The following is an 8,885-nucleotide window of genomic DNA, read 5'->3' as shown; positions in this document are numbered from 1 at the left end:
ATGCTCAACAGTCCGTTTTCGAACCCGCATCATCTCTGGTGCTTGGTTCAACCGACGCTGCATTTCCTCCAGCACAGCTTCATGCTCCCAGCGCCTTACTCGACGATTTGTGCTTGGTGTGCACTGGGTTTTCAGCGCGCAACTCTGGCACTTAGAACTCCAGTAACAGTGCATATTCATGCCTTTTTCGCCAAACAACCCCAACTGCTGGCAGAGCAAAACGAACTGGCGGCAGACGCCGCGAATGGCCTTGCTGTTGTCTTTTCGGAAGTTGGCGATGGTCTTGAAATCGGGCATCAAACGCCCGGTTAGCCACATGAGTTCGACGTTGCGCTGGGCTTCTCGCTCAAGACGTCGGCTTGATTGAATGCGGTTTAGGTAACCGTAGATATAGATCTTCAGGAGGATCGCAGGGTGGTAGGCCGGTCTGCCGGTTTCGGCTGGAATGACGCCATCAAAACCTAGCTTGGCCAAGTCGAGTTCATCGACGAAGACATCAACCACCCGTACCGGGTTGGTATCGCTGACGTAGTCATCGAGGCTCTCGGGAAGTAAGGTGCTTTGCCCTCGGTGCTCACCCTGGATAAACCGTTTCATGGGCTTCCCTTGCGATGAAATTCTCAGAAATCATAGCAAGGGTATGTCCGGGCGTTTTTACACACTCTGGGCCGGTAGCCGCCCGTCGTGGCTGGCTGCAATCGGCCAATCTCTCTCGTCCGCTGCGTCGGCAGCCGTGTCAGCACATCTTTGAGATAGGCATACGGATCATGCCCATTCATGCGTGCTTAGATATCCAGGCAAATTTTGCCGAAATGCTGGTTGGTTTCCTGATACTTGAACGCTTCGACAATCTCGCTCAAAAGGAAATGACGATCAATAATCGGGCGCATGCCATTAGCATTGATGGCTCGGATCATGTCTTGCTGCTGGCTGCGGCTACCCACCAATACACCCTGCAGACGCACTTGCTTGATCAGTGCCGGTACAAAATTCATTGCACCGCTTACGCCACTCAATATCCCGATGACGGAGATGTGACCAGCAACCCGAATTGCAATCATCGATTGCTCAAGCGTCGCAGGGCCGCCGACTTCGATGATGTGGTCAACACCACGGCCACCCGTTAGAGCGCGTGCAGTTTCGCCCCAGTTAAGGTCTCTGCGGTAATTGATCACATGATCAGCGCCTAGCGCTTTCAGACGTTCAAGTTTTTCGTCGCTTGAAGAGGTAGCAATGACGGTAGCACCGGCCATTTTAGCGAACTGCAGGGCGAAAATTGAAACGCCACCAGTGCCTTGGACGAGCACGGTGTCGCCCGGCTTGAGTGAGTCATCGGCCATCAGGGCGCGCCATGCAGTAAGGCCGGCGGTGGTAAGCGTCGACGCTTCAGCATGGCTGTAGCCAGTAGGCGCGAGGGTGAACGATGTGGCTTTGGCCGTCACTTGCTCACGAGCGTAGCCGTCAATGCCATCACCTGGCACGCTAACAAAGCCTTCAACCAGTGGCGCACCGTTGATCCACTCCGGGAAGAAGGTGCTGACGACCGAGTCACCCACCTTGAATTCAGTGACATCTGGGCCGACAGCAATGACTTCACCTGCACCATCGGCCATGGGGATGCGTTTTTCGGCAGGGCCCCACACACCGCTGACCACCGCGAAGTCGTGGTAGTTGAGCGAGTTGGCGTGAAGGCGTACGGTGATTTCGCCACGCGCTGCGGCTCGGACTTCGCTGCTGCCAACCACAACCTTTTCATAGCCGCCACCGGGTTGGACGAAGATAGCTTTGCTGCTCATAGGGGTTTCCTTATGTTTTCTAATTACGCGAAATAACGAAATGAAAGTTTAAAAATTACAATTCGATGATCAACCTACCCGCAAAGTCATCAATCGCCTGCTCATTGCGCCGGTAGTAAGTCCACTTTCCGATGCGGGTGGTTAGCACGAAGCCTGCACGTTGCAAGATAGCTAAATGTGCAGACGCGGTAGAAGGTGAAAGCCCGGCCTTGTGCTGCAAATGGGTTACGCACACTCCTATCGCAGGATCGCCATGATCCTGAGGTGGGAAATTACTGAGTGGGTCTTTGAGCCACTCCATCATTTGCATGCGAGTGTCATTGCCCAGGGCTTTGAGCTGTTCAAGTATCATGGTCGGCAATGTTACGCTTTTTTACGAAATGTTCAATAAGTAATCTATTACCCTTCGCAAGGGTTTGAAATCAAAAAAACGCATCCAGCTGTGATGGTTGTGCCAATTGATCTGAAGCCTTAAGCGCTCCAGACGCCATTAGTTTTTGCTGGTTGGCTTGCCACTCACCTCGGTCGCTATAAAACCAAGCGCAAAGATAGATCGGATGGTTACTAAGGTTTTTGGGAAACTGAATCGAAATCAACCCAATTTCAGGGCACGGCTTCTGAAGCTCGACCCAAAGGTTGTCTGATTCGGCATATGCTTTGAGAACCTTGCCTTGTGCCCCACTAAATTGCCCATGCCCGAGGTCTATAAATGCTTCTTTCCAAGCAGCCAGAAAATCTTCGCCACTTACCCAGTCCTTAATTTCCATGTGCACGCTCTGACTCACATCTAGTTTAGTGGGCTCGTACGGGGTCGATTTTGACTGACTGCAGCCTGTGGTGACGGGCCTGTTTGGGGTGTTTGCTGTTCCTGCCTAGGTGTCTCCAATGACCGGATCTGACCCAAAAATGTTCGATACAGAAGGGGTGTCTTTAAGGCTAAGTGGGGCCGCAGCCCGACAGATCGCTGATGAGGGTAGACGGTGATCGTGTTCCAGACAACCGTGAAACGCGGAAGAAATCGACAGGGTGGCGGCACAGTCGTGCTGCTATTCCTGCTATTAGTAGCAGGAATAGCACCAGTTCATACTGAGTTTTGTTGAAGACTTCAGGGCTGATTGCATATCTGTAGCGAGCTCTGCTTGATGGCTCTCCCTCCGTAACGATCCCCCATGCCGCCGTTACGCTCAGCATTCCAAGTTCTGACATCGTCCGTCAAAGCCACGGTATGCGGGGGGCTCGCCGTCTTAGGCTTGCTCCGTTAGCAGCGGTTACGGTCACGTTCTTTAGTTTTCATCCTTAACGCTCCTAGGATGGGCACAAACCCACCCACTGAACGGAGCAACACGATGACACCTCAAAACCAATCACCCCTGGTCATGCTTAGGCTGACGCAGGTAGTCCAGCGCACAGGTCTGTCGCGGTCGACCATCTACAGCAAGCTTGACACAAACTCGGTGCATTACGATTCGACCTTTCCAAAACAGGTTCGTCTTGGCCGTGGCTCAGCGGTTCGCTTTATCGAAGCGGAAGTCAATGCATGGCTGGAGCAGTGCGTTTACTCGTCTAGAGCAGTCAGCACTAAAATTAAAATGCAGGTTGATAGGTCTGCTGTGGTGCAGAGTGCTTTGGCTGCAGAGAGGTGTGGGCAATGAGTTCACATATCAGCTTTGGAGACAAATCAGCTACTTGGGTGGGATCTCCGATCTATCAACCGCCACACATATCTGCTGAGGCGCAATTTCCATGGCTCGCTCAATTACCATTGCTGAACGCAGCTGTCGATGAGGTTCAAAACAATGTTAAGGCACCTCGTCCCCTGATCTTATCAACGGCGTTGGCAGCAATTTCTGTTGTTATACAAGGGTTAGTAGACGTCCAAAAGCCAAATGGTCAAGTTGTTCCCGCATCACTGATGCTGCTTACTATTGCGGAATCAGGGGAGCGTAAATCCGGTGCGGAAAATATATTTATGAAGTCAATACGTGATTTCCAAGCGGCCCAAAATGTGCAATACCAAAAACAGTTGAGGGCCTGGGATGTCAAGAAGTCTATCTGGGAGGTTGAAAGAAAAACACTTTTAAAATGTGTGGCTAAAAACCTTGAAAAGGGGGTGGCTTCAGACGATGAAGAGCTCCGGTTGTTTGAGCATGAGATCGCGAAACCGGAAAGACCTAAAGAGTTTAAGCTTCTCTATGAGGACGCAACGTCTGAGGCACTGTTTCACGGAATGCACCAGAATTTGCCAACCGCAGGATTGATTTCAAGTGAGGGTGGTGGCGTTTTAAGTGGACGAGGATTTAATGATTTATCAAAGCAAAACGCCATCTGGAGTGGGGATTCAATCACCGTTGATCGTAAGACGTCCGATAGCTTCGAGTTGAAGGGCGGACGCCTGACCGTATCGATAATGGTCCAGGATGCGGTCTTCAAAAATTATATGGTTAGGCGTGGGGAATTGTCTCGTGGATCGGGTTTATTAGCGAGGTTTCTTGTGTGCTATCCAATATCGACGCGAGGTTATCGTATAGAAAATAACATGACTCAATCATGGGAGCATAATGACGGGTACAGCGCGCGTATGACAGAACTGCTTCTGCAGAACCTGGATCTGCTGGGAGATCCAGCCAGGGAGAAGAAAGTTATTAAGTTTACGGCAGAGGCTTGTGAGTATGGGCTCTTTATTGCCAATACCATCGAGGCAGAAATTCGCAAAGGTGGGCGATTGGATGGTGCGGGTGATCATGCGTCTAAATTGTTTGAAAATATTGCGAGGGTGGCGGCGTTACTTCACTATTTTGAAGGGTTCGGTGGCGACGTTTCGTTAGATACGCTTAATGTCGCTATTAATATATGCAAGTGGTATTCAGATGAGTTTGTTAGGATTTTTCTACCGCCTCCACAATTTGAGGCTGATGCTGCAGAGTTGATGGAATGGTTAAGTTTCCATCGTAGCTGTGGTCGGCGGTACGTGGCAAAAAATCATGTCCTTCAGTATGGGCCTTATAAGGTCAGGAAGAAGAGTCGCTTGAACCTTGCTGTAGAGTATCTCTGTTCACAGCGTTTAATTTCGGTTTTGGACAGGTGGGGAAAGGTATTGATTGACCTGAAACCGGGGTTGCTTCCAGATACGCTAGCGGCGCAGAATGATATTCTATGGCGGTTATAATAGTGTCTGCCATATACGTGGCTATGGAACTAACTTATTTTAGTACGATATCTGCTTGTCATGGATTGTCTCGCTGGTTTGGCGGTGTTTGGCGCATTTTCCTGGTGCGGTGCTGGGGGTGTTAGTTATGGAGTGTTATTTAATTATAATATTAAAAGACTATAGGTATAGTTAGTATGGCATGTCAGTTGATATGCCATAGCTAGATGGATCTGACGGGTAATGCATATGGCCAGAATGGCAGATATGCACGGATCTATTTTCTGCTTGAAGGTTCTTCTGCTCAATATAAATAGGTGGTTAATTGTTTGGGCTATCACTATTTTCCTTAATGTTGAGTTGATGGTGGTATTAAGATGTACCTAGGCGAAGGGTATGAAGGTGTGGCTGGTGAGATGGGTGATAATCAGGTCTTTGAATTCGCTGTAGAGGATGGCTTGTTAGGCCGGCTAAAGTTAATTGAGCCACTTGTGGTCGAGCTAATTAACAGTGATGAGCAGCTGTTTCATGTGTTTGAGCGAGTTAACGGTAAGCTCGCTTTCCAGTCATCCGCAACTGGCAAGCGACTGCTCAAGGTGTTAAGTAATGGGCAGAGTGAGTTCGCTTATTATTTTCCTGTTCATGAGCTCAACCCATATGTGGATTTACTGTTTGGCTGCGCAAGAAGAACAGCTAGTTCTTTACTGTTGTCAGATCCGGCTAAGGCTCATCCAGAGGAGCTTGAACGCGTCGTGAGGGTGTTGAACGGGCTTGTCGATGACTTGAGGGTGATAGCCTCTGGGAGTGAATTTAAACGCCTTATCAGGGGCTTTGAGAAGGCGGCAAACAAACGAGCAAGGAGTCTAGATGCCTATATCGATGCCTTGTTTGAACGGCATTCTAGGCTGGTGGTAATTCGTTTGGATATGTCTTATGAGTCGGGCTTGTTTAACCGGGAGGAGGGCTTGCAGGAGCCCTTGCTAAAGGTGAAGGATGACTGGGCCAGGATGCAACGCGATTTGCACAAAGGGGTCCCTATCAAGGGACTGCTAGGCTTTGCTTGTAAGCTGGAATACGGTCACAACAAGGGCTTTCACTTCCATCTTTTGGTTTTCTATGACGGGGCGAATTATCGGCAGGATGTTGTCTTGGCTAAGTTGCTAGGTGAGCACTGGAAGAACGTCATAACCAAGGGGGAAGGGCGTTATTTCAACTGTAATAATCAGCAATGGAAATACCGACACCGAGGCATAGGTGTTGTGGGGCACCTTGATGCTGATCTGATTCAGAACTTAAAGAACGGAGTAGCGGGATATCTTTCGAAGGTTGACTACTGGGTCAGATTTTCCCGGGGCTGTGGTAGATCATTCTTTCGGGGCAATATGCCAAAAGATGGTGTTGCTAAAAGAGGCAGGCCCCGAAGAGCTAGGGTGCTCGAATGTGGATGAATTTTCTAGCTGGTTGTCGTGAATGGTCTGCATTAGATGTTGCGCTGGTATGATTAATTTCAGTGCTTTTTGGTAGGCCTGATTAGTGTGGCGATTACTTTTGCTAGCCTGCCAGTTATTCCATAATTAAAATTGAGGTCGTAAACGATTTCTTGGTGCTCACTGTATTTGCCCTTGTTTTTTGCCTTAAGCCAATATTGCAATGCTAACTCGTTAATTATGGATAGTAAGGGTGATGTATATTCATTGAGACTTTTTTCAGTGGGTTCGGTGATTTTGATTTTATCAATAATTTTGTTGGGCATGGTTGACTCTGGAAGTATTGCTGCTGCAGCCACTGCAAGTAGGATTTCACCTCTGTTATCAGTCTTTCGTGTCCATCGGGCTTTTAGCCACGATTCTATTGTTAAAATCATTTCTTTCCTGTTGTATGTGCTGTATTTTTTATTTGAAAAAAAATAAGTTGACGCTTCGTTCATGTCTGCGAGCTGTTCTGGTATCCACTCTGCCTTTTGAAAATTACCATAGTTTGGTTTGCAGGCTTCGAGCTCTATTCTGATTTTTTTAATGTCTTCGCTTCTGATAAATAGATCGTTAAACTCAATTCTTATTGGTTTTGAATTTGCCTTTCTTAGGGTTGGCAAGTTGGATTGTGCTCGCGCGCCATTTCCATTCACGGTTAGATGGGTGGAAAATGAGCCGTCGATGCATATCGGAGGAGACTGTTTCCATGAATGTGATTTTACGTAATCTCTAGGGGTTATGAGTACTGCTCCTATGTCTTTTTCGAATGATGCAATTGTTAAAAAACTATCTTTACGAATCTCTCCTTTCTGGATGATAAGTTCGCAGTCAGATGGTTCTAGTCCTAAGAATTCAGTCGCTGAGCTAACTAGTAAATATTTCCCGTGATCTGCGAATGTTGATTTGTTTAGCTCGTCAGTGAATGATGTCGGCATCGGATTTATGAATGTTCCTGTGAGATGGATTTCGGTTTTGTCAGGAATATAAATTATAAAAAGAATTTTGGCCTTTGCGGCTAGTTCAACAATGGTTTGTGGGCTAATTCCGAGTTTGCCTGTGACCTGCACAACCGATTGTATTTTAAGATTGCCGTCTTCAATGTTTTTCAATTGGGATGTACCTTTATCAGGCAGACGCTGCCGGTCGCCGAGAGTAGATCGGTGTTTGTGTCGACAGCTTTAGGCTTGGTGAGATAGTGAGCCCAGTCAGCCATCAAGGCACGGCGCTTGTCGAGAAAGTCAGATCGAGAGTACGCCCCTTCAGTCTGATCACGTTCGTCGTGTGCTAGTGCCATCTCGCAAACCTCACGTGGGTAGTGAGTACATTCACCTGCCCAGTCGCGGAATGAAGAGCGAAACCCATGTCTGGTGATGGATTTATAACCCAGGTCATGCAGTAGGGTGCGGATTGCGTTTGTGTGCATTACACCGCTCTTGCCTTGGCCGGGGAACAAAAATGGACTGCCTTCAAGGCGTGGAATAGCTCGCAGGCAGTCAATGACCTCGTTAGCAAGTGGGATTACGAAGGCGACGCGCATTTTCATGCGCTCGTCGGGCAGTGACCACGTACGAGCCTCAAAATCAAACTCATCCCAGCGTGCGAATCGCACCATGTGCGCACGCGCGGCGGTCATGATCAGCAATTGTGCGGCAAGAGATGGCGCTGTCATGTTCGCTTTCAGTTGATGCATTAGCTTTGGTACGTCTTGCCAGGGCATTGCGGGGAAGTGCTCGCGCTTCCTTGCTTTTTTCTTTTCCGCCCGGCTGAGTAAGTTATCCAGATGCCCCCGCCATCGTGCAGGGTTTTCTCCTTCGCGGAGACCTCGTGCTTTTGCTGCGTCCAAGATTTGCTCAATTTGTCCGCGTACCTCATCCGCGGTTCGGGTTTTTATGGCCCAGATAGGCTGCAGAAGCTTGAGGACATGCTCGGTCTCGATTTGCTCGGCAGCTAGCTTACCAATGTGGGGGAATGCGTAGAGCTCAAGCTTGCGTATCCAGCCTTTACGCCACTGCGCAGACCAAGCCCCGCTGTGCGCGCTCCAGTAATCTGTTGCTAGCGTCTCAAATTTGAGCTGTTTTGCCTCTCGGGCTCGTTGAGCCTCGCGCTGAGCTTTGCGTTCCTGATCCCGTGCGGCAAGTGGGTCGATACCATCTATCAGGTGGCGGCGTTTGGCGCTTGCTTCGAGTCGTGCGCTCTTGAGGCTGACCTCTGGATATGAACCTAAGCCCATTTCCCGGCGGCGACCTGCTAGCTGGAAGCGTAGTAACCAAGACTTGCGTCCTGTGGGTTTGACAACCAGGCGAAGCCCATCTCCATCTTCGTAGGTGCCGGGTTCTGTCAGGTTCTCGACCTGCTTCGGATTTAGCTTGCCCATCGTGTCCCCCGCCGCGTTGCCATTGTCCTCTTGTCCCCCCACTTGTCCCCCCACTTGGTCATCGGATGGGGTTGTGTCGAATTGGACTCGGTTGGTTG

Annotated in this window: 9 protein-coding genes and 1 pseudogene; 3 read left to right on the top strand and 7 right to left on the bottom strand. The window is 49.3% G+C overall.

Features of this window, described 5'->3' with window-relative positions; all coding sequences use genetic code 11:
* From BM315_RS06695 to BM315_RS06675, 5 genes and pseudogenes are all read right to left on the bottom strand, one after another.
* A partial coding sequence (locus BM315_RS06695) for a transposase (RefSeq protein ID WP_141123931.1) occupies positions 1–597 on the bottom strand: 597 nt, incomplete at its 3' end.
* A 23-nt stretch (positions 598–620) separates the two neighbouring features.
* A pseudogene (locus tag BM315_RS24965) lies at positions 621–785 on the bottom strand (transposase domain-containing protein); the annotation flags it as partial.
* Complete coding sequence (locus BM315_RS06685; RefSeq protein WP_003288712.1) at positions 786–1,796, bottom strand: zinc-dependent alcohol dehydrogenase family protein; 1,011 nt, start codon at positions 1,794–1,796, stop codon at positions 786–788.
* Positions 1,797–1,851: 55 nt separating this feature from the next.
* Complete coding sequence (locus BM315_RS06680) at positions 1,852–2,148, bottom strand: ArsR/SmtB family transcription factor (RefSeq protein ID WP_033041901.1); 297 nt, start codon at positions 2,146–2,148, stop codon at positions 1,852–1,854.
* A gap of 70 nt (positions 2,149–2,218) precedes the next feature.
* A complete protein-coding gene (locus tag BM315_RS06675) occupies positions 2,219–2,563 on the bottom strand; it encodes a hypothetical protein (RefSeq protein ID WP_090499086.1) in 345 nt (114 codons plus the stop codon).
* Positions 2,564–3,106: 543 nt separating this feature from the next.
* Between BM315_RS06675 and BM315_RS06670 the strand changes: the two genes are divergently transcribed.
* The 3 genes from BM315_RS06670 to BM315_RS06660 all read left to right on the top strand — a co-directional run bounded on the left by BM315_RS06670 (position 3,107) and on the right by BM315_RS06660 (position 6,389).
* The gene (locus BM315_RS06670; RefSeq protein WP_342029870.1) at positions 3,107–3,448 is read left to right on the top strand and encodes a helix-turn-helix transcriptional regulator; all 342 of its coding nucleotides are present in this window, start codon (positions 3,107–3,109) and stop codon (positions 3,446–3,448) included.
* The gene (locus tag BM315_RS06665; protein ID WP_090499085.1) at positions 3,445–4,962 is read left to right on the top strand and encodes a YfjI family protein; all 1,518 of its coding nucleotides are present in this window, start codon (positions 3,445–3,447) and stop codon (positions 4,960–4,962) included. The genes BM315_RS06670 and BM315_RS06665 overlap by 4 nt, the downstream gene beginning before the upstream one ends.
* Positions 4,963–5,318: 356 nt before the next feature.
* Entirely contained in the window at positions 5,319–6,389 is a 1,071-nt protein-coding gene (locus tag BM315_RS06660) for a YagK/YfjJ domain-containing protein (protein WP_090499083.1), read from the top strand.
* Positions 6,390–6,448: 59 nt separating this feature from the next.
* Here the strand turns inward: BM315_RS06660 and BM315_RS24250 are convergent, their stop codons facing one another.
* Entirely contained in the window at positions 6,449–7,522 is a 1,074-nt protein-coding gene (locus tag BM315_RS24250) for a hypothetical protein (RefSeq protein ID WP_141123930.1), read from the bottom strand.
* Entirely contained in the window at positions 7,519–8,787 is a 1,269-nt protein-coding gene (locus tag BM315_RS06655) for a tyrosine-type recombinase/integrase (protein WP_244527261.1), read from the bottom strand. Before BM315_RS06655 ends, BM315_RS24250 begins: the two co-directional genes overlap by 4 nt.
* Positions 8,788–8,885: the final 98 nt, after the last annotated feature.

The organism is Pseudomonas borbori, assembly GCF_900115555.1.
In the GTDB taxonomy this organism is placed as follows: domain Bacteria; phylum Pseudomonadota; class Gammaproteobacteria; order Pseudomonadales; family Pseudomonadaceae; genus Aquipseudomonas; species Aquipseudomonas borbori.
This window is presented reverse-complemented; position numbering and strand designations above follow the sequence as displayed.